We start from the raw sequence: 19,371 nt of genomic DNA on the forward strand, positions 1-19,371 counted from the left end.
GGAGCGATGAGCCGCTTCGACCGGCGCAACGGCAACGAGCCGCCGATCGGGCGGCGGGTGGCGGAGTTACGGACCAATAGGGGCATGAGCCAGCAGGTCTTCGCCGATCGGATCGGCAAGTCGAAGAGCTGGGTGGACAAGGTCGAGCGCGGCGTCCGTACCCTCGATCGGTTTTCGGTGATCGAGACGGTCGCCGCGACCCTCGGGGTCACCCCGACCGTCCTGCTCGGTGGCAAGGTCCGGCGGGGAGCGGTCGCCGGCCCCGACACCGGCAGCGCCGTGGAGCGGGTGCGCGAGGCGTTGGCGCGCTACGACGTACCCCGAATCGGCGGCGACGGCCCGCCGGCGTCGTCGCTGCGGCAGCGTGACGGCCAGATCGGGTACGCCTGGACGGCGTACCGCAACGGCCACCACGCCCAGGTGTTGCGGATGCTGCCCGACCTGCTCGGCGACGCCCGCACCGCCGGCGACTCGACCCCCGACCTGCCGGTGCGGGTGTACCGGCTCGCCGCCCAGGTGCTGATCAAGCTCGGCGAGCCGGACCTGTCCTGGCTGGCGGCCGACCGGGCGATGAGCGCCGCCGCCGCCGACCCACGGCGGGCCGGGCTTGCGGCGGTCTCCCTCGCCCAGGCACTCCGGGCACTGCGGCGGGGCAGGCTGGCGATGGCCGCAGCCGCAGCCGCCCTGCACCGGCTCGACCTCGCGCCGTCCCGGGCCTTCCTGCCGGAGGAGCCCGCGCTGACGGGAACCCTGCTGACCGAGGCCGCCCTCGCCGCCGCCGCTTGCGGGGCCGTCGCCGCCAGCGCCGAGTTCACCGAGCGCGCGGCCCACCTCGCCACCACCCACGACGGGCGGCACCACGACGACCACGACGGCATCGGGTTCGGCCCCACCACCGTGGAGCTGGCCCGCGCCCTGACCGCCATGCGCCTCGGCGACCACCATCGGGCCGTCGCCGCCCACCGGTGGGCCACCGGCGACGACGCCTGGCACCTGCTCCCCGCCGAGCACCGCGCCGCCCACCTCATCGACATCACCCGCGCCCACCTCGACCTCGGCGACCACCAGGCCGCAGGCCGCGCCCTGGTCACCGCCGACGGCATCGCCCCCGCCGAGGCCCGCCTCCGCCCCGCCGCCCACGCCGCGCTGACCGCCGTGCTCCGCGCCGGACCCACCGCCGCCGACGTGGCCCGCCTCGCCGCCACCATCGGCCTCACCCGGCAGTAGGGCTCCTCGATGGCTTACCGGATGCGGGAAGTGTCTCCTCCTGGGTCAGCCGCCTCGTCAGCTCCTGTCGCAGGGGCCACGACTCGTCGGCGACGGACTGGGCCAGGCAGGCCAGGCCGAAGGCCAGGGGCCACGACGCCGAGCCTCTAATCTCCTCCGGCAGCATGGCCAGCGGCTTTCGAGGGTTCCACCCGCTCGTCGGCGTCAGGTCGACCGCCAGCACCTCGGAGACGTAGGCGCGCTCGACGAGCCGGATCGCCCGATCGAGCACCTGGTCGCTGGTGAGGTCGAGGAGGGTGACCACGCAGAACTCCGGCATGGCACCCCGACTGACCCACCGGCCGTGCCCCACGATCGAGCTGGTCCCGATCTCGTGCGCGCCGATGTGGCATTCCTCCCGCAGCTCCCGCTCGGCACCGCGGCGGACGACGTCTCCGATCGTCAGCGCCGCACCGGCCTGCGGCACGTCGCGGGGTTCCAGAGCGCCGGAGCCGGAGGGGGCGATGAGGCCGGGGCTCCCCACGTTGTCCCTGGCCTGGGCGACGAGGATCAGTTGGCCGTCGGTGGTGAAGGCCAGGGACGATACGCCGACCGTGTTGGCGAGTCGGCTGCGCCCGAAGGGCAGCAGTTGCCCGCGCTGATCGAGGATGAGCTCCCTTCCCTGGAGGAGCGGCAGCTTGCGACCCGTCTGCCACACGTCGAAGGGGGCCAGCAGGTTGCTGCAGAAGAAGTCGAAGTAGCGGCCGGGCCGGAGCTTCACGGCCACGTCCTCGTCGTCAGAGGGCAGGTCGGAGGCCAGGCCGAGTATGTCGCCGTTGTACATGGCGGCAACCCGGGCCCGGCGCGCGAGGAAGTCGAAGGACCAGGCCCTGAGTTCGCGAGGCAGGCGGTACGGCGTGCCTTCCAGCTCGACTCGGACGGGCTGGTCCCGAAGTCGCGCGCTCTCCCTCGTCATCACCACGCCGACGTCGTGTGCGCTCTCCACGACCGGCCCCAGGCTGCCCAGCCGGGTCGACAGGTCGCGGTAGTTGTCGCCGTCGCGCGACTGGAACCGCACCAGCCGGGCCCGGCGGCGGTTGGCTCGGATCTCCAGCAGCGACACGGCGCAGCCGCAGACTGCGGCCAGGACGCTGACCGCCGTGGGCGGGTTGTCCAGGGCCGTTGCGGCCCCGAAGAGGGTCAGTGTGATCCCTGCGGTGGTGACTCGATAGCGCCATAAACTTCGACGCCAGATGCTCATCGTCGTCACGACTTTCCTCGCAGTTCCCAGCACCCGCGCCCTCCCCGCTGCGACCTGACGTCGACGGCCGCAGTGTAGCCACGCTGCGACAGCGTTTTTTCAGGTCGGAGAGCCGACTCGAGGAGGCGGTATGCATTTATCGTGATTGATAGTCATTCGGCAGAACCGGCTGGAGCACGCTGCACTGTCAACGGCGGAAAAGCGCCGATGGTCACGTACGCCGGAGCGGCAGGCACGGAGCCCGAACGGGGGACACGGCCGCACCGTGCTCGCCGGGCCGATCGTTGGTAGAGCCGGGGGTGCCGTCCTTCATCGCGTGCCCGCGCACGGGGACGGTGATGGCGGGCGAAGCGGGAGAAGCTGACGGAGGGCTGGCATGGAGCGTCGGAGTTGTCTCGCGGTGCTGGCCGCCCTCGGTGTGCTGCTCGCCGGCTGCGACGGGCAGACCGGTCCGTGGGCCGCCGATTCGGGGCCGGACGGGATCGAGGCTTCCGGGCCCCTGGCACCGGAGAAACTGATCGGTGCCTGGACGATCAGCGGCCTCGACGACCCCGGCGGCGGCACCGTCCTGCACCTGGCGCATCGCGAGGTGCAGCTCGTGGGCACCCGCTGCGGCATCCTGGGCGGTTCCTGGCGGGCCGACACCGACGGCGTCTTCCTCGCGGACATCGACTCCGCCTACGTCGACTCCACCGAGGGCGTTCCGGGCTGCGAGAGAGCCGCTCAGGACACTCCCGAATGGCTGCGGCGCGTGACGGCGTACCGGTTCGACGGCGCGGGCCGGCCCACGCTCCTGGACGGCCGGTCGCGGCCGGTCGCCCGACTCATCCCCGGTGCGACCCCGACGCCGGGGCCCAACATGCTGGACTCCGCGCTGGATCCGCCGACGGTGACCGACGAGGCGCGCCGGGATCTCGCCCCGGCCGCCCCGCTGCCGGCGACGCTGAGCCCTGCCGACCAGCGCCGCCTGGTCGGCCGGTGGGTGCCGGGCAGCGGGCACCGGGCGGCGTACGTGGAGTTCGACGCGAACGGCGAGTGGCGCGGGTCCGACGGATGCAACGACTCGGACGGGCGGTGGATCACCGCGGACGGGGGCACCCTGTTCGCCCTCGCGGGAGCAGTCACGCTGGTGGCCTGCGCCGCCAGCGTTCCGGTCGAGCACTGGCTCTGGACGGCCCGGCGAGCCGGCTTCGACGGCGAGGCCCTGGTGCTGCTCGACGCTCAGGGCAGGGAGACGGGCCGGCTACACCCGGCGGTCTGACAGCACGGGTGAGCGGCACACCCTAATACTCGCTCGCGCAGGCTCCGGGTACAGCACCTCCAGCCTGTCTCAGCTTCCGTCAGGTGGCCGAATGCCCGCCGTGGCCGCGACCAGCAGGGACAGCTCACGCACGAGGTCTTCCATGGACTGTCCGCTTCCGGCCCGGACCAGGCCGAGTGCGAGGTCGGCGAGCAGGTAGAAGCCCAGAGTCCGGGCCTGCTCGTTGGCGAAGGCGGCGAGGAGTTCCTCCGCACCGGCGAGGTCACCGCGATGCTTGGCGGCGATGACCCCGGCGGCACGTTGGACCAGCTCAGCCGCAGCGGGGGTGGCTGCGGTCATCCGAATCAGATCTTCGGGTTCGCGGCGCGGGCGGCGTCGAAGCGGGCGATCACGTCGGACCAGTTGACCAGGTTCCACAGGCGGTCGACGTAGTCCGGGCGCACGTTCTTGTACTGCAGGTAGTAGGCGTGCTCCCAGGCGTCGAACACCAGCAGCGGCGTGCTGCCCTGACCGACGTTGCCGTGGTGGTCGTAGACCTGCTCGACGATGAGCCGCTGCCCGAGCGGCTCCCACGCCAGCACACCCCAGCCGGAGCCCTGCACGCTCTTCGTCGCCGCCGACAACTGTCCGGCGAAGGCGTCAAAGGAGCCGAAGTACTCGTCGATCGCCGCCGCCAGCTCGCCGTCGGGCCGGTCGCCGCCGTCGGGCGAGAGGTTGCCCCAGAAGATCGAGTGCAGTACGTGCCCGGACAGGTTGAACGCGAAGGTCTTCTCCAGGCCGACCAGCGTCGTGAAGTCGCCCTTGGCGCGCGCCTCGGCGAGCTGCTCCAGGCCGTCGTTGGCGCCCTTGACGTAGGCGGCGTGGTGCTTGCTGTGGTGCAGCTCCAGGATCTGCCCGGACATGGCCGGCTCTAGGGCGCCGTAGTCGTAGGGCATGTCGGGCAGGTTGTATACCGCCATGTGCTCTCCTCCGAGTTTCGCCAAGCTCTTGCTGTTGCCACTATCTTGCAACAAGAGCGCCGCGTCGTGGGGACAGCGCCGGTTCTGCGCGTCTGGGCGCGCCCCATCGCCGATCCAGGCGGCACCGCACGCAGGAGGCCGGCTGGCAGAGCGGAGATCTCCCACCCCCGCCAAGATGACTTCCGTGTCGGGCAGCGAGGCGGACAACACTCGGACTTTGCGACTGATCGGCTACTGGTGTCGGCCAGGCGAAGAGCAGTGGCCAGACCCCGCGCTGTTCGTGGACCGCAAGGCCGATGCGGCGAGCCAGCGACGGGTGGGCGACTACCTGCGTGGTGGTACGTGCTTCGTGGCTGCAGCGGGCCACTCACTGTGTCGGTTCTGTGGCACCAGCAACGGATCGGCCGAGCTGACCGACGGCAAGTACTTCGTGTGGCCGGAAGGGCTCGCGCACTACGTCGACGCGCACAACGTGCGACTACCCGATGAGATCACCGATCTGATGAATCAACCGCCGGCGCCGGTCGACGTGGAAGCGTTCGAGCGTGATCTCTTCGACACGGAGCAGATCGTCATTGACACCGCCTGGTGGCATTCGGTGCATCGCCCACAGTCCTGAACCCGATCGAAAGCCCAAGCGCCAAGCATCCTGCACCCCAGGAGGTGCAGAAGGACGGCCGCGCGGCCTGGTCGGCGGCCTCCTGCGGGACGTGGGCAGCGCGCGACGGAAGCTCGATGCAAGATCCGGACCGAGTTGCGCCCTGGCCGTACCCGATGATCTTCGTCTGACTTTTTCGCAGGTCAGGGCGGTTGGGGTGGGCCGCCTGGGCCTCGTACCCATAACGTCGGCAGTCGGGCAAGGATCATCCGCAATCGGGCAGATCCGGCCGCTGAGCAGGGCGTGAGCCCTCAGCGCTTCACGACGTTTGACACCCGTTTTCGGGCTCGGTTGTGCCGGATCTGTGCCCGATGATCATGCGGAGGGCATCGAAGGCTGTTGCCGCTACGGCTTGACGAACGTCCCGCGCTGCGGCACCACGAAGAGCACGTCCTGGTCGACCAGCACGGCGATCGCGCGTCGAACGGTCGCGCGGGCAATGCCGTACTCCTGAACGAGCTGCGCCTCGGACGGGATAGCCCGGTTGGGCTGCCAGTCACCGCGACGAATCCGGGCCGCGAGGATGCCGGCCAGTTGCCGGTAGGGCGCCAGCGGTGCGCCTGGGTCGATGCGGCCGTCCGGGTCGGGCTCCATGCGCCTGACGTTAGAAGTCCCGACACGACCGCCCTCGACCTTCTACGTACCTAGACGTAGGTAGACCAGTGTTGGTACGGTGCACCCAACCCGCTGCGCTGGTCGTGGAGGACCCGAACCCGCCCCGGTACGGCGGTAACCCCTGCCCGGCCGGGCTCCCTCCGAACCGGCCGGGCAGGGTGACCCCGCCGAGGAGGAAGATCGTGTCTCCTGACGCACGGGCGCTCGCCCACCTTCGGCCCCCGACACCCGAAGAAGAGGTGCTGATCAGCCGAGAGGCGTCGGTGCAGTTCGCGGGACAGCCGGCCTTCGTCTTCCGAGTGATCTCGGTGTGCCCGAAGCCCACCTACGCCGGCTGGCTGTGGGTGACCGGCTACCAGCTCGACGGCCCGGGCAACGCCGTCGCCAAGCGAGAGATCTACGTACGGCTGGCGGGCCTCAAACGCGTGCATCGTGCTGATGGGCCGGGGTCGGGCTCGGCTCTCGTGTCGCGGCCCGGTGCCCGGCGGACACCGCCACAGCAGCGCTCTTGACCTGACCGGGACCGAACACGGAATCGGCTCCTGGACGACGACCCCGACCACGACGGCCCCCACCCCCTTTCCAGGCGCAGGGTTTGACCTGACCTGGAATCGACAGGAGCTGGCACGAGGGGGTCACCCACTCGGGCACCGCGGGCACCGCCCCTATGCTTGGGGCTTGCCGGCTCAACCCTGCGCGGCATTCTCGGAGCCATACTCCGGCGTCCGTTCTAGTAGTGCGACACCCCGGATTCGCTATAGCGTGTCGCCCCATGGGATCCGTGGACCTGGTCTTGGCCGTCGTGGCCGCCGCGGGCAACTTGGCCGTCGCCGCCGTGCTGCTCGCCAGGAGCCGTGGCGGCACGGCGGCGCCCCGGATCTTCGGCCGCCCACAGCCCTTCCCGCGCCTGCGGGCCGCGATGCACGCCTGCCTGGGGCTGGGGATAGGCGTGGGCTGGCTCGTCAAGGACATCTTCCCGCCCCGCTCCACGGGCGACACGGTGCTGTTCATCGCGATACAGATCCTGCTGGTAGCTTGCCTCGTCACCGCCCTACTGTTCGTCTTCCAGTACGCGCGGCTCATCCGTGACAAGGCCGCCCGCTAGGGCGGGGCGATCGCTGCCGCGCCGCTACCGGCCTGCCACCGGGTAGCGAAGCTCTCACCGAAGTGCCATTAGCTAGCGCCGGGTACCCCGATGGGCTGTCCGATCAGCCGCCCTCGCTCAAGGCCACGTTGACGCCTGATCTGTAAATCCGCCGTGAAAGCTACAGAGGTTCGAGTCCTCTACCCGCCACCGGGTGCGACTGCGGCCCCCCGACCAGCAGGAATGCTGATCGGGGGGCCGTTGTCTTTGATCCTGCCGAATCCGGCTCAGTCCGGGTCGTGGGGCGACGAGGATACCGGGAAGGTGACCGATTACCGGTCGAGAGTCGGCAGACACAGCCTGATCCGCCCTAGACGAGTAAGTCCTAACGGCCCCTGGGGCTGCGGCATAGGCGAAGGGTGTTGAAGATCCGTTTGTGACGACAGACCTCAACACCCTTCTGACCGCACTGTACGTGAAGATCGACGACTGGCTCGGACGGCCACCCAGGACCGGTCGGCCACCGAAGTTGTCCGACGCTGAACTGTTGACCCTGGCGGTGGCGCAGGTGCTGCTCGGGGTGCGTTCCGAGGCGCGCTGGCTGCGGTTCGTCCCCGGGCATCTGCCCGGGGCGTTTCCGTACCTGCCCAGGCAGTCCGGCTACAACAAGCGCCTGCGTGCGGCGGTGCCACTGCTCAAACGCGCCATCCGGGCGGTCGCCGCCGACACCGACCTGTGGACCGACACGACCTGGGTGGTGGACTCCACCCCGGTGAAGTGCGGCCGGTCGAGGCCGACAGTGAAACGCTCCAACCTGGCCGGGTGGGCCGGCTACGGCTACTGCGCCTCACACTCCAGGTTCTTCTGGGGCCTTCGCCTGCATCTGGTCTGCACCCCGTCCGGCCTACCGGTCACCTGGGCGCTCGCCACCCCGAAGCTCGACGAGCGGCAGGTCCTGACCGCCATCCTCGATCACGACCCCGACCTCGTCGCTGACCGTCCGGGCCTGCTGATCGTGGCGGACAAGGGGTACGTCTCCGCCGAGTTGGACCGGTGGCTGGCCGAGCGTGGAGTGCGGCTGCTGCGACCGTCGTACCGCAACCGCGTCCCACGCCGCGACGAGCACCTACTCAAACCGGTCCGCCAACTCATCGAGTCGGTCAACGACACGTTGAAGGGCCAACTCGACCTCGAACTCCACGGCGGCCGCAGCATCGAAGGAGTCACCGCCCGAGTCGCCCAACGACTCCTCGCCATGACCGCCGCGATCTGGCACAACCGGAACACCGACCAACCCGTAACCAGGTCCCTGATCGCCTACGACCACTAAACCGACTTCGGACTTACTCGTCTAGGACACCCGCCCCCGCGACGGCCCGGCACCATCCCAACGAAAGCCCCGACCCCAAAGTGCCCGCCGGCAAGAAGACATCCGGCGGGCACACACACGGGCAACCACCAAGATCAGGGTTAAGTTGTGCCCTGGCTGTGCCCGATGATCTTCGTCTGACGTTTTCGCAGGTCAGGGCGGTTGGGGTGGGCCGCCTGGGACTCGAACCCAGAACCTAAGGATTAAAAGTCCTCAGCTCTGCCATTGAGCTAACGGCCCTAGGGGCACAGGCTACCCGACGAGCAGGGCTCGCGGTGCGTCGCTCGTCGCGCCTCTGGATCTTCGCGTCAGCGATCACCCTCGCCGCGACGGAAGCCGTCCACGCAGGCACTCTCCGCCGCTAGTGGGGCAACGGCAGGCCAATGATCCATCAACCGGGGTCGATTTTCTGCGCCGCATGCGGGACCCTCGGTACGACGCGGCGCGCCTGCTCGCGGGCCCCTTCCCGGTACGCCCTCCCGCACCCCTCCCGTGGCAGGTGCCGACGGCGACGCACACAGGCTGACCGCCACACCAACCGAGGCACGTGTAGTCGACCTATCCAGAGAGGCTCGCTGATGCACGAGCAGGACGAGTTGGCCGGTTACGGCTACCGGCAGGAGTTGAGCCGTCGGTTGCGGTTCCGGGACCTGACGGCGTACGGGCTGGTGTACATGGCGCCGATCGCCCCGATGGCGATCTTCGGCAGCGTGTACGCGGGGTCGGGTGGGATGGTGGCGCTGGCGTACGCGGTCGGCGTGGTCGCGTTGGTGTTCACGGCGTGGTCGTACGCGCAGATGGTGCGGGCGTTTCCGATGTCGGGCAGCGTCTACAACTACGCCGGGCGTGGCATCAGCCCGCCGGTGGGGTTCCTGGCCGGCTGGGTGATCCTGCTGGACTACGTGCTCGTGCCGGGGTTGCTGTACCTGGTGGCGTCGGTGGCGATGCACGCCTCGGTGCCGCAGGTGCCGGTGTGGCTGTGGCTGCTGGGTTTCGTCGCGGTCAACACGGTGGTGAACGCGCTGGGCATCCGGGTGACGGCGCTGGTCACCCGGGTCATGCTCGTCGGCGAGCTGCTGGTGCTGGGGGTGTTCCTGGTCGTCGCCGTGGGGGCGTTGGCGTCCGGGAAGGGGCGGCTGAGCTGGGAGGCGTTCTACAACCCGGACACGTTCGGCTGGTCGGTGGTGGCGGGGGCGGTGTCGGTGGCGGTGCTGTCGTTCCTCGGCTTCGACGGCATCAGCATGCTCGCCGAGGAGACGCGGGACGGGGCGCGGCAGGTGGGCCGGGCGATGGTCGCCGTACTGGTGGTGGCCGGGGTGTTGTTCATCGCGCAGACGTGGTTGGCGGCGATGCTCGTGCCCGACCCGGACGCCCTCCTGCGGAGCGGGGACCCGGAGGGCGTGGCGTTCTACGACGCCGCGGCGGTGGCGGGCGGCGGGTGGCTGGCGACGACGTGCGCGGTGGCGACGGCCATCGCGTGGGGGTTGCCGAACTCGATGGTGGCGCAGGTGGCCACCAGTCGCCTGCTGTACGCGATGGCCCGCGACCGGCAACTGCCGGCGTTCCTGGCGAGGGTGTCGTCGCGGCGGAGCGTGCCGGTCAACGCCATCCTGCTCATCGCCGCCGTGTCCCTGGCCCTGGGATGGGCGATGGCCGCCCGTTCGGACGGGATCAGCCTGCTGTCGTCGATGATCAACTTCGGGGCGATGGTGGCGTTCCTCGTCCTGCACGTCACGGTGGTCGTGCACCACGTCATCCGCCGGCGCAGCCGTAACTGGTGGGGGCACCTGGTCATGCCCGCCGTCGGGTTCGCGATCCTCGCCTGGGTGGTGGTCCACGCGGACATCGCCGCGCAGCGCCTGGGGGTAGTGTGGCTGGCCGTCGGTGTCCTGGTCCTGGCCGGTCTCTACGCCGCCGGCCGGCGGCCGGTGTTGTCCGGCCTGACGCCGGCCGAGCCCGCCCAGCACGCGAAGCAGGAGGTGTGACCGGCATGGAGAAGATCACCTACCGTCCGGGGGGCGACGAGTTCGCCTACGTCTTCGGGGGCCGACCGCCGGTGGCGCACCTGCGCTCGGGCGACGTCGTGGAGGTGTTCACCGAGGACTGCTTCGGCGGCCTGGTGCGCGGCCCGGAGGACCTGCCGTCGCGGGTGTGCCGGATGCCGTTCCTGAACCCGGTGTCGGGGCCGTTCTTCGTCGCCGACGCCGAGCCCGGGGACACCCTCGCCGTCCACATCCTCGACATCACGCCCGCCCGGGACTGGGGTGTGTCGTCGACGTTCCCGCACTTCGGGGCGCTGACCTCCACCACGCACACGGCGACGCTCCAGCCGCCCCTGCCCGAGCGGGTGTGGGTGTACGGGATCGACCGGCAGGCGGGCACGGTGCGGTTCCACGCCACCGCCAGCGACCACACGGTGGACCTGCCCCTGGACCCGATGATCGGCACGATCGGGGTCGCCCCGCCCGGGTTCGAGGCGCGTTCCACGCTCGTGCCCGACACCCACGGCGGCAACCTCGACACCCCGGAACTGCGCCCCGGCACCACCCTCTACCTCGGGGTCAACCAGCCCGGGGCGCTGCTGGCGCTGGGCGACGGCCACGCCCGGCAGGGCGAGGGCGAGGCGTGCGGCGTCGGTGTGGAGATCGCCACCGTCACCACGTTCGCCGTCGAGCTGATCAAGGGTGTGTCGACGGCGTGGCCGAGGCTGGAGACCGACGCGGCGGTCATGTCGATCGGCTGCGCCCGCCCCCTGGAGGACGCCTACCGCATCGCCCACCACGACCTCGTCGGCTGGACCCAGGAGCTGACCGGCCTGGACGCGCTCGACGCCTACCAGCTCGTCTCCCAGGCCGGGCGGGCGCCGATCGGCAACGTGTGCGACCCCAACTACACCGTCCTCGCCGCCGTCGACAAGGCCCTGCTGCCCCGGCTCGGCGAGGTGTACGGCGACGCCCACCGCCGGCTCCGGCAACTCGCCGCGACGCCTGACGCCTGACACCGCCACGCCTGACGCTGTGACGCTGCCGCCGCAAGGCCGTGACGCCGCGACGTCTGACGCCTGACGGCGTCCACGCCTCCCGTTCCGCCGCCACGCGGCGAGTTGTTCGTTGCGATCTTCGGGTTCGGCCTGCCTGATCGGGGTACGGCCCCATGCTGTAAGGGCGGGTGCGGGCGAGGGGGCGGCGATGGCGGACGCGACGGTGTCGGACCTGGTGGTGGGCCGACTGGCGGACTGGGGTGTCGAGCGCGTCTTCGGCTACTCGGGTGACGGCATCGACGGAGTCATGGGCGCGTTGCGCCGCGCCGGTCGGCCGGAGTTCGTGCAGGCCCGGCACGAGGAGACGGCCGCGTTCATGGCCTGCGGTCACGCCAAGTACACCGGCAGGCTCGGGGTCTGCCTGGCCACCCAGGGGCCGGGGGCGGTGCACCTGCTCAACGGGCTCTACGACGCCCGGCTGGACTCCCAGCCCGTGCTCGCCCTCGTCGGCCAGCAGATGACGTCGGTGCTGGGCAGCGGCTACCAGCAGGAGATCGACCTGGTGCGCCTCTACGGGGACGTCTGCGCGCAGTTCGTGCAGACCGCGTACACGCCCGAGCAACTGCCGATGCTGCTCGACCGGGCCATCCGCACGGCGCTGGCGACCCGCAGCCCCACCTGCGTGATCCTGCCGCACGACGTGCAGACCGCCCCGGCCCCCGACCTGGGCGAGCGGAAGCACGGGGTCATGGTGACCAACCCGGGGCTGCCGGTGCCCGAGCTGCGGCCCTCCGCCGACGACCTGCGGGCCGCCGCGGACCTGCTCGACGCGGGGCAGCGGGTGGCGATCCTGGTGGGGCAGGGGGCCCGCGCCGCCGCCGGCGAGGTGGTCGACATCGCCGAGGCGCTGGGCGCGGGGGTGACGGCCTCGCTGCTGGGCAAGCCGGTGCTGGACGAGGCCCTGCCCTTCCACACGGGGGTGATGGGCCACCTGGGCAGCACCGCCAGCAGCGCGCTGATGGACGAGTGCGACACGCTGCTCATCGTCGGCAGCAACGATCCCTGGTCGGAGTTCTATCCCGCGCCGGGGCAGGCCCGGGCGGTGCAGATCGACATCGACGGCCGACGCCTGGGCACCCGCTATCCGGTGGAGGTTCCGCTGCTCGGCGACGCCGCCGCGACCATCCGGGCCCTGCTGCCGCTGCTCGGGGCCCGTTCGGACCGGAGCTGGCGGCAGCGCGTCGAGGGCGAGGTGACCCGCTGGCGGGACATCGCCCGGCGGCGGGCCACCGCCGAGGCCGAGCCGCTCAACCCGCAGTACGTGGTGCACGCCCTCACCGATCACCTGCCCGGCGACGCGCAGGTCTCCGTGGACGTCGGATCGGTGACCTACTGGTACGCGCGGCACCTGCGGCTGCCCGTCGGCGTCGACGCGCACCTGTCGAGCACCCTGGCCTCGATGGGTTCGGCGATGCCGTACGGCCTGGCCGCGAAGCTCGCCGCCCCGCACCGCCCGGTCGTGGCCCTCGCCGGGGACGGGGCGATGCAGATGAGCGGGCTGGCCGAGCTGCTCACCGTCGCGCACCGGTGGCGGGACTGGGCCGACCCACGGTTCGTGGTGCTCGTGCTGCACAACCGCGACCTCGCGGAGGTGAGCTGGGAGCAGCGGGAGATGGAGGGGGATCCCCGGTTCGTCGACTCCCAGCGGCTGCCCGACGCCCCGTACGCCCGCTGGGCCGAGCTGCTGGGCCTGCGCGGCGTGCGGGTCACCACGCCGGCCGAGGTCGACGGCGCGTGGGAGGAGGCGTTGTCGGCGGACCGGCCGATGCTGATCGAGGCGATCGTCGACCCGGCGGTTCCGCTGCTGCCGCCCGCCCAGCCGTACGAGAAGGTCGCCACGATGTACGCCGCGCTCGGCGCGGAGGAGACCGAGCTGGGCCGGCGGGCGCTGGCGCACCTGCGCCGGGAGCGGGCCACCGAGGGCTTCGACGACCCCCGGTGACGGCGGCGAAACGCTGCGACGCGCACGCCGAGCAGCTACGGCCGTTCGCCGCCCGCTACTCCGAGGACGCCCCGGCCGAACCCGACCGGCTGCACTCCCAGCTCTTCTCGGGCGCCCGCACCGGAGGCATCGGCCTCCTGCGGGACCTTCAGGACCTCTACCTGATGGCCGCCGAGTGCGACATCGCCTGGACCGTCGTCGGCCAGGCCGCCTACGGCGTCCGCGACGAGGACCTGCTCGCGGTCGTGCGGCGCTGCGAGGGGGAGACGGCGATCCAGCTCAAGTGGCTGCGGACGCGCATGAAGGCCGCCGCGCCCCAGGCGCTCGTCGTCGCCGACTGACCGGCGGCGGGGTCAGCGCAGCAGCACCGGGCCCGCGTCGATCCGGGTGCGGAACAGGGCGTACGGCTTGCGCCGCAGATCCTGCCCGCCCTGGTACTTCGACTGGCGGTGCAACTGGTTGGCGGTCACGTACAGGTGCCCGTCGGCCGCCACCGACATGGTGTCCGGCCACAGCAGCCGGGGGTCGTGGACCACGGTCTCGTACTCGCCGTCGGTGCGGCGGCGCAGCACGGCGTCGTGCTCGTAGGAGGTGAGGTAGAGCCGGCCGGCGTCGTCGGTCTCCAGGCCGTCGGCGCCGCCGCCCTTGTCGCCCTCGTCGCGCACCGTCGCGGCCACCTCGTCGTCGCCGAGCGCGCGGTCGGCGAGGGCGTCGGTGGCGACGCTGTACCAGCGGCGCGACGCCAACGGGCAGTAGTGGAGGCGGGAGCCGTCGGCGGCGATGGCGATGCCGTCACACCCCATGCGCACCGGCTTCGGGCCGCCGTCGGCGGGGCGTTCGAGGAACGGCCGGCCCTCGACCACCGGCCGGAACGTCTCCAGCGGCTCCGCCTTCGTCGACGGGTGCTCGTGCAACCGCCGCCACGACGCGCCCGAGGCCAGGTCGACCACGACGATGCCGTTCGGGCCGGAGTCGGAGGAGTCGGTGATGTAGGCGGTGCCGGCTTCGCCGCGGCGCAGGTCGAAGCGGACGTCGTTGAGGTAGGTGCTGGGCAGCGCCACGTCGGCCGGGAAGGTGATCACCTGGGCGACGGTGTCGGTGTCCAGGTCCACCCGGACCAGCTTCGGCCCGCCCGGGCGGGTCGGTTGGAACATCGGGCTGCCGGTGTCGAGCACCCACAGGCGGTCGGCCGGGTCGACCACGATGCTCTGCACCGACACGAACGCCCGCGCGTCGTCGTCGCCCGACGGGCTGTTCCACTCCCGGTCCGGGAACGGCACCTCGACGCCGTCGCGCAGCTCGACCACCGTGGCCGGCACCTCGTCGCCCCACTTCGGGAAGTTGACGAAGATCCGGCCCGTGTGGGACACGCTCACGCCGGTCGGCATCGGCCCGGTGAAGGTGTGCACCACCTCCAGCTCCCCGACGGGCTCGTCACCCACCGGGCCCGTCACCGCGACGCCCTCGGGGCGACGGCGGTGACCGCGCCGCAGGCCGGGTGCGGAACGAGGTCGGTGGCGACGAGGGTTCTGCTGGTCGGCATCATCCACACGTCCTACCCCTCCGTCCGCCGATGACACCCGACCGGCCGGAGGAAGGCGGGGCCGAGTGCGCTGAAAGTTTCAAGGCATTGACATCGATCAAATCTCCAGTCAGGCTTTGCGAAACCCTCTCGGACCGGTGACGGGCCCGAATTTCCGAGTTTGTTTTCATTGGCGTTGATCGATGCTTTCTTCGCATTCTTTCGACGGATCGGAGATCTGATGCGCGTCGCCCTCCTCACCACGACCCAGCACGGGCACCTGAACCCCTACGTTCCGGTGGTCAACGCGCTCCAGGCCGCCGGCAGTGAGGTCGACCTGCTGCTGTTGTCCGCCGACGGTGGCGCGCTCGACGAGCAGCGTCGTCAGGCCCTGGGCAAGGCGCAGGTCCACGCGATCGGGCAGGTCGAGATGGCGCCGTGGAGCGGCGACCCGGCGAAGATCGGCCCGATGCTCCAGTCGTCGCCGGTGGCGGACCAGACGGCAGCCGCGCTCCGTGCGACGGCGCCGGACTTCGTGCTCGTCGACTCGCTGCCGGTCACGGCGGCGGCCATGGTCGGCGCACGGGCGTCCGGCCTGCCGTACGGGATGATCTGGGCCAACCTGGGTGGCGTCTGCCCGCGCGAGCACCGACGAGGCCGCTGGCCGTACGACGAACAGGTCGGCGACTATCTGACCAGGAACGGGGTGTCGTGGTCCACCCGGACCCATTCGGCGCGTTCGCCGATTCTCAATGTCATGCCGACGATTCCCGCTCTCGTCGGGGACGACGCGGTCACCGACGACGGTGTGCGGCTCGTCGGGCTGCCGGGTGCGGCGGGGCCCCGCGGCGACGAGGTCGCCTTCCCGGCCCTGGACCGGATCGACCCCGACCGCCCACTGGTGTACGTCTCCTTCGGCACGATCTTCTACCGGCGGCCGGACCTGCTGCGCACGGTGATCATCGGGGCGGCGGCGACCGGTGCGCAGGTGATCGCCGCGGTGGGAGACCTCGCCGAGGAACTCGCGCTGCCCGACGAGGTGCTCACCGCCCCGTACCTGCCGCAACGTGAGGTGCTCGAGCGCGCCGACGTCTTCATCACCCACGGCGGCTACAACTCCGTGGCGGAGTCGATCCGGGCGGCGACACCGATGCTGGTGATCCCGCTGGCGGTGGACCAGCCCGTCCAGGCGTACTTCGTGGGCAGGGCGGGCTTCGGGACGGCGCTGGAGCCGGCCCGCGTCACCGGGCAGGCGGTCGCCGCCGCCGTCACCGATCTGCTCGATCCCGCCCGGGACTACCGGGCCCGGCTGCGCGCCGCGCAGCCGGAGTGCGGCGATTCCGCCGGGCGCACGGCCGAGCTGGTCGTCGGCGCGATCGAGGCGCTGGCGCGAGAGGGGGAGCGGTGACGATCGAACTGCAACGGCCGGTGGACGACCCGATCGTGATCGACGACCTCGAGCGCCTCTCGTTCCGGGTGGACCGCCGCGCCTACACCGACGACGACCTGGCCGCGCAGGAGACGACCAGGATCTTCGACCGCTGCTGGTTGTACGTCGGGCACGAGTCGGAGGTTCCCCGGCCGGGCTCCTACGTGGCACGCGACGTCGGCGGGCGTCCGGTGGTCATGGCGCGCGGGTCCGACGGGGTGATCCGGGTCTTCGCGAACAGTTGCCCCCACCGGGGAGCCCTGATCTGCTCGCAGCCGGCCGGGCAGGCCAGATCGTTCCGGTGCCCGTACCACGACTGGACGTTCTCCAACCGGGGCGACCTGGTCGGGGTGCCGATCCCGGACGGGTACGGGCCGGGCTTCCGGAAGGCCGACTTCGGCCTGGCGCGGCACCGCAGCGACGGCTACCGGGGTTTCGTCTTCGTCACCTTCGACCCGGAGCAGCCGCGCACCCTGACCGAGTACCTGGCGGGCGCGACGGAGTACCTCGACCTCGTCGACGACCAGTCCGAGGTCGGGATGGAGGTGATCCAGGGCGCGCAGCTCCACGGGGCCCGGGCCAACTGGAAGCTCATGATGGAGAACAGCGTCGACATCTACCACTTCCGGGCCCTGCACAAGCGGTACGTCGGCTACATGGAGTCGCTGGGGTCGGTGCCGCCACGGCGACGAGGCGGCTTCGGCCGGGCCCTCGGGCTGGGGCACGGGGCCAACGAGCTGCCACCGGCGGCGGCCCGCCCGCTCGCCTACTGGACGCCGATGTTCGGCGCCGGGGTCCGGCCACGGATCGAGGCGACGGCCGCGCGGTTCGTCGACCGGTTCGGCACCGAACGCGCCCAGCGGATCACCGGCACCAACCGCGCGCTGCTGATCTTCCCCAACCTGATGATCATCGACGCGATCGCGATCACGATCCGCAAGATCGACCCGATCGGCGCCGGCCAGATGGCCATCACCTCGGTCGCCCTGGCCCCCAGGGACGAGGACCCGGACATCCGGGAACTCCGCAAGAGTCACTACCTGACCTTCCTCGGCCCCGCCGGCTTCGCCACCCCCGACGACATCGAGATCATCGAGTCGTGCCAGCGGGGCTATCTCAACCGCACGGTCCGCTACTCGGACCTGTCGCGCGGGATGGACAAGGAGGTCCCGGAGACGACCGACGAGCTTCCCGCCCGCGAGTTCTGGCGGCAGTGGGACCGGCTGATGCACGACGACGACGGCCACGTCGAGGCCGCCCACCGGGCCGGGACGCAGGGGGCGGAGCCGCGATGACCACCGAGCTGGCGATCGACGAGGCGGCCCGGGTGCGGTTGTGGCACCGGGTGAACCAGTTCCTCTTCCGCGAGGCGCGGCTGCTCGACGAGTGGCGGCTGCGCGAGTGGTACGACGAGATGCTGACCGAGGACATCCGCTACTCGGTGCCGGCCACCGACGTCCGGGGCGGGACGGCCGACGCGCTCGGGCTCGTCGACGACGACGCCGCCCGGCTGCGCCAGCGGATCGAACAACTCCTCAACGGCGAGGTGTGGTGCGAGAACCCCCGGTCGCGGACGAACCGGATGGTCAGCAACGTGGAGATCCTGACCGACCGGGGCACGCACCTCGACGTGGCGGCGAACGTCGTCGTGCACCGGTTCGGGCACGGGCGCTCCGACGCGTACGTCGGGAAGTGCCGGTTGGAGCTGGTCGTCGACGGTGAGTCGTTCCGGGTTCGGAGGCGGGTCGTGGTGCTCGACCACGAGACGTTGTACGAGCACGGAAAGCTCAGCATCATCCTGTGACCGGGCAGTGACGGCGGCCGGCACCGGCAGCGCCCCACCCGTTGCCACCGCCCCCCGGCCGGGCCTCCCCCGCGAGGTCCACGTCCTCAGTGTCGTCGGCGGCTGCGTCATGCTGGGCCTCGGACTGGTGCTCCCGGTGCTCCCGGTGTACGCGGCGACGTTCGGGGCCGGGCCCACCCGGATCGGAGTGCTCGTCGCCCTGTTCGCGTTGATGCGGCTGGCGGCCAGCCCGTTCTGCGGCCGGCTCGGAGTTCGCTTCGGGGAGCGGCGGGTCCTGGTCGCCGGCCTGCTGCTGTGCGCGGTCTCCTCGGCCCTGACGGCGTTCGCCGGGTCCTACGGGCAGTTGCTCGTCTTCCGCAGCCTCGGCGGCATCGGCTCGGTGCTGTTCTCGGTGTCCGCGCTGGCGACACTCCTGGCGATCGCGCCGGCCGGCCAGCGGGGCCGGGCCAGCGCCGTGTTCGAAGCGGGCTTCCTGCTCGGCGGGATCTGCGGACCGGCCCTGGGCGGGCTCCTCGCTCTCGTCGCCCTGCCCGCGCCGTTCGTGGCGTACGCCGTGCTGTTGCTCGCCGCCGCGGTGCTGACGCTGGCGGTGCTCCGCCCCGGCCGAACCGCCGGCGCGGGGCCCGGCCGCGACGTGGCCCGGCTGCCGGTCCTGCTGCGGGACCGGCGCTACCTGGTGGCCTGCCTCGCGGCGTTGGCGCAGGGATGGGTCCTGTTCGGGCTGCGCAGCGCGCTGGTCCCCACGGTGGTCGTGGCGTGGCGACACGACGTGACGTGGGTCGGGTGGGCGTTCACGGTCTCCGCCGTCGTCCAGGCGCTGCTGATCATGCCGGCCGGCCGGGTCGTCGACCGGGCCGGCCGCCGGCCCGCCATGATCGCCGGCACCGGTGTGGCTGCGGCGGCGGTCACCGCCCTGGTGTTCGTGGGCACCTACGCCTGGCTCGTCGTCCTGCTCTGCGTGTACGCGGCGGGATCAGCGCTGCTCAACGCCGCGCCGGCCGCGCTGGTCGGTGACGTCGTCGCCGGGCGGGCCGGCAGCGGCGTCGCCGTCTTCTCGATGTGTACCGATGTCGGCGCCGTGGTCGGGCCGGTCGTGGTGGGGCTCATCGCCGAGCGGGTGGGTGTTCCGGCCGCCTTCGGCAGCGGCGCCGCGCTGCTGGCCGTCGCCTACGTGGCGTCGTGGACGTTGACAACCGCTCGGCCAACCCGAAGGAGTTGATC

19 protein-coding genes and 1 tRNA gene are annotated in these 19,371 nt (G+C 71.4%); 14 read left to right on the forward strand and 6 right to left on the reverse strand.

Going from position 1 to position 19,371, the window contains the following annotated elements; genetic code table 11:
* The first annotated feature begins 6 nt into the window (after positions 1-6).
* Positions 7-1,227 carry a helix-turn-helix domain-containing protein gene (locus LPU43_RS04000; protein ID WP_229398843.1) on the forward strand — a complete coding sequence of 407 codons (1,221 nt, stop codon included), beginning with the start codon at positions 7-9 and terminating at the stop codon, positions 1,225-1,227.
* On the opposite strand, the gene LPU43_RS04005 is transcribed toward LPU43_RS04000, so the two are convergent.
* A complete protein-coding gene (locus LPU43_RS04005; RefSeq protein WP_229398844.1) occupies positions 1,214-2,476 on the reverse strand; it encodes a hypothetical protein in 1,263 nt (420 codons plus the stop codon). The genes LPU43_RS04000 and LPU43_RS04005 overlap by 14 nt on opposite strands.
* 367 nt (positions 2,477-2,843) lie before the next feature.
* On the opposite strand from LPU43_RS04005, the gene LPU43_RS04010 reads away from it, so the two are divergent.
* Positions 2,844-3,728, forward strand: a complete 885-nt coding sequence (locus tag LPU43_RS04010) for an META domain-containing protein (protein WP_229398845.1) — start codon at positions 2,844-2,846, stop codon at positions 3,726-3,728.
* A gap of 69 nt (positions 3,729-3,797) precedes the next feature.
* On the opposite strand, the gene LPU43_RS04015 is transcribed toward LPU43_RS04010, so the two are convergent.
* Positions 3,798-4,067 (reverse strand): superoxide dismutase, encoded by a 270-nt coding sequence (locus LPU43_RS04015; protein WP_229398846.1) that lies wholly within the window; start codon positions 4,065-4,067, stop codon positions 3,798-3,800.
* Positions 4,068-4,072: 5 nt separating this feature from the next.
* The gene (locus tag LPU43_RS04020; RefSeq protein WP_229398847.1) at positions 4,073-4,687 is read right to left on the reverse strand and encodes a superoxide dismutase; all 615 of its coding nucleotides are present in this window, start codon (positions 4,685-4,687) and stop codon (positions 4,073-4,075) included.
* A gap of 184 nt (positions 4,688-4,871) precedes the next feature.
* Here LPU43_RS04020 and LPU43_RS04025 point away from each other — a divergent pair, with 184 nt between their 5' ends.
* Positions 4,872-5,306 (forward strand): hypothetical protein, encoded by a 435-nt coding sequence (locus LPU43_RS04025; protein ID WP_229398848.1) that lies wholly within the window; start codon positions 4,872-4,874, stop codon positions 5,304-5,306.
* A gap of 384 nt (positions 5,307-5,690) precedes the next feature.
* Here the strand turns inward: LPU43_RS04025 and LPU43_RS04030 are convergent, their stop codons facing one another.
* Positions 5,691-5,939, reverse strand: coding sequence for a GntR family transcriptional regulator (locus LPU43_RS04030; RefSeq protein ID WP_229398849.1), 249 nt, complete (start codon positions 5,937-5,939; stop codon positions 5,691-5,693).
* Between the two features lie 203 nt (positions 5,940-6,142).
* On the opposite strand from LPU43_RS04030, the gene LPU43_RS04035 reads away from it, so the two are divergent.
* The 3 genes from LPU43_RS04035 to LPU43_RS04045 all read left to right on the forward strand — a co-directional run bounded on the left by LPU43_RS04035 (position 6,143) and on the right by LPU43_RS04045 (position 8,374).
* Positions 6,143-6,472: a hypothetical protein gene (locus tag LPU43_RS04035; protein WP_229398850.1), complete on the forward strand. Its 330-nt coding sequence runs from the start codon at positions 6,143-6,145 to the stop codon at positions 6,470-6,472.
* A 260-nt stretch (positions 6,473-6,732) separates the two neighbouring features.
* Positions 6,733-7,065 carry a hypothetical protein gene (locus tag LPU43_RS04040; protein ID WP_229398851.1) on the forward strand — a complete coding sequence of 111 codons (333 nt, stop codon included), beginning with the start codon at positions 6,733-6,735 and terminating at the stop codon, positions 7,063-7,065.
* 415 nt (positions 7,066-7,480) lie between these two features.
* Positions 7,481-8,374: an IS982 family transposase gene (locus tag LPU43_RS04045; RefSeq protein ID WP_229398852.1), complete on the forward strand. Its 894-nt coding sequence runs from the start codon at positions 7,481-7,483 to the stop codon at positions 8,372-8,374.
* A gap of 207 nt (positions 8,375-8,581) precedes the next feature.
* On the opposite strand, the gene LPU43_RS04050 is transcribed toward LPU43_RS04045, so the two are convergent.
* A tRNA-Lys gene (locus LPU43_RS04050) sits at positions 8,582-8,653 on the reverse strand.
* 338 nt (positions 8,654-8,991) lie between these two features.
* On the opposite strand from LPU43_RS04050, the gene LPU43_RS04055 reads away from it, so the two are divergent.
* The 4 genes from LPU43_RS04055 (at position 8,992) to LPU43_RS04070 (ending at position 13,736) form a co-directional block, all read left to right on the forward strand.
* The gene (locus LPU43_RS04055; protein ID WP_229398853.1) at positions 8,992-10,398 is read left to right on the forward strand and encodes an APC family permease; all 1,407 of its coding nucleotides are present in this window, start codon (positions 8,992-8,994) and stop codon (positions 10,396-10,398) included.
* A complete protein-coding gene (locus LPU43_RS04060; RefSeq protein WP_229398854.1) occupies positions 10,395-11,411 on the forward strand; it encodes an acetamidase/formamidase family protein in 1,017 nt (338 codons plus the stop codon). The genes LPU43_RS04055 and LPU43_RS04060 overlap by 4 nt, the downstream gene beginning before the upstream one ends.
* A gap of 190 nt (positions 11,412-11,601) precedes the next feature.
* Entirely contained in the window at positions 11,602-13,395 is a 1,794-nt protein-coding gene (locus LPU43_RS04065) for a thiamine pyrophosphate-requiring protein (RefSeq protein ID WP_229398855.1), read from the forward strand.
* Entirely contained in the window at positions 13,392-13,736 is a 345-nt protein-coding gene (locus LPU43_RS04070; RefSeq protein ID WP_229398856.1) for a hypothetical protein, read from the forward strand. The genes LPU43_RS04065 and LPU43_RS04070 overlap by 4 nt, the downstream gene beginning before the upstream one ends.
* A 12-nt stretch (positions 13,737-13,748) precedes the next feature.
* Here the strand turns inward: LPU43_RS04070 and LPU43_RS04075 are convergent, their stop codons facing one another.
* Positions 13,749-14,837: an L-dopachrome tautomerase-related protein gene (locus LPU43_RS04075; RefSeq protein ID WP_229398857.1), complete on the reverse strand. Its 1,089-nt coding sequence runs from the start codon at positions 14,835-14,837 to the stop codon at positions 13,749-13,751.
* 321 nt (positions 14,838-15,158) lie between these two features.
* On the opposite strand from LPU43_RS04075, the gene LPU43_RS04080 reads away from it, so the two are divergent.
* From LPU43_RS04080 to LPU43_RS04095, 4 genes are read left to right on the forward strand one after another with little or no spacing between them, the layout of a single operon-like run.
* Positions 15,159-16,325, forward strand: a complete 1,167-nt coding sequence (locus LPU43_RS04080) for a glycosyltransferase (RefSeq protein WP_229398858.1) — start codon at positions 15,159-15,161, stop codon at positions 16,323-16,325.
* The gene (locus LPU43_RS04085; RefSeq protein WP_229398859.1) at positions 16,322-17,641 is read left to right on the forward strand and encodes an aromatic ring-hydroxylating oxygenase subunit alpha; all 1,320 of its coding nucleotides are present in this window, start codon (positions 16,322-16,324) and stop codon (positions 17,639-17,641) included. Before LPU43_RS04080 ends, LPU43_RS04085 begins: the two co-directional genes overlap by 4 nt.
* Positions 17,638-18,150 carry an aromatic-ring-hydroxylating dioxygenase subunit beta gene (locus LPU43_RS04090; protein WP_229398860.1) on the forward strand — a complete coding sequence of 171 codons (513 nt, stop codon included), beginning with the start codon at positions 17,638-17,640 and terminating at the stop codon, positions 18,148-18,150. The genes LPU43_RS04085 and LPU43_RS04090 overlap by 4 nt, the downstream gene beginning before the upstream one ends.
* Before the next feature lie 7 nt (positions 18,151-18,157).
* Complete coding sequence (locus LPU43_RS04095) at positions 18,158-19,369, forward strand: MFS transporter (RefSeq protein WP_255684271.1); 1,212 nt, start codon at positions 18,158-18,160, stop codon at positions 19,367-19,369.
* Positions 19,370-19,371 lie beyond the last annotated feature (2 nt).

This window comes from Micromonospora okii (assembly GCF_020884795.1).
Classification (GTDB): domain Bacteria; phylum Actinomycetota; class Actinomycetes; order Mycobacteriales; family Micromonosporaceae; genus Micromonospora; species Micromonospora okii.